Origin of the sequence: Actinomyces sp. S6-Spd3, assembly GCF_000758755.1 — a bacterium.
Taxonomy (GTDB): domain Bacteria; phylum Actinomycetota; class Actinomycetes; order Actinomycetales; family Actinomycetaceae; genus Pauljensenia.
This window is the reverse complement of record NZ_JRMV01000111.1, coordinates 1-641: the sequence shown is the minus strand read 5'-3', so window position 1 is coordinate 641 and position 641 is coordinate 1. Positions and strand designations below refer to the sequence as shown.

The 641-nt window shown below is 53.8% G+C and carries 1 protein-coding gene and 1 pseudogene; both read right to left on the bottom strand.

Going from position 1 to position 641, the window contains the following annotated elements; all coding sequences use genetic code 11:
• The coding region (locus tag HMPREF1627_RS00680) for an ATP-binding cassette domain-containing protein (protein ID WP_158705785.1) at positions 1 to 332 on the bottom strand (332 nt) is incomplete at its 3' end.
• Positions 332 to 641: pseudogene (locus HMPREF1627_RS00675) on the bottom strand (ABC transporter permease); the annotation flags it as partial. The pseudogene HMPREF1627_RS00675 and the gene HMPREF1627_RS00680, both read right to left, overlap by 1 nt.

Genomic DNA, 641 nt, shown 5'->3' with positions numbered 1-641 from the left:
TGGAAGCCCGCACCCACCTCGATCAGACCCGCTACCTTACCGCGCACGCCAACGTAGCCCGAGTCTTCGCGCAGCACGCCAGAGATCAACTTCAAACAGGTGGATTTACCCGAACCGTTATAGCCGAGTAGCGCAACCGTGTCCCCCTCGTTCACGGTAAAAGACACATCGTCGAGTGCGCGGAACCGTTCTGAAATCTCAGAGCGTCGCCCAGTCATGGACCAGACGAGGGTTTCTTTCAGCGTGTGGGTGCGTCGGATAATGAACTCTTTGCGAACGTTCTCGACCTTCACCACAGGGCGCGGCTTGTGACTGTTATTCTCCGTACCCATTAGAGCTCCTGCGCAAAACGTGGATCAAGTTTTCTAAACACAATCTCGCCAACCAGTAGCGTCACAATCGCAGACACGCCCGCAATGATGCCCCACATAAACATGTCGGGAGGTCGCGTAGCTGCCTCTTGCATCATCGTTGGCTCCCAAAAAACAATGTGGAACATTTCCACGATTGGGGTCAGAGGGTTCAGTTGATACAGCTTCCACAACCAACCATCACCGAGGAAGTTGTAGACCATCTCCCACTTGTACAGCACTGGCGACGCCCATGTGGTGACCATGAGGATGAGTTCAACGAAGTTTTCA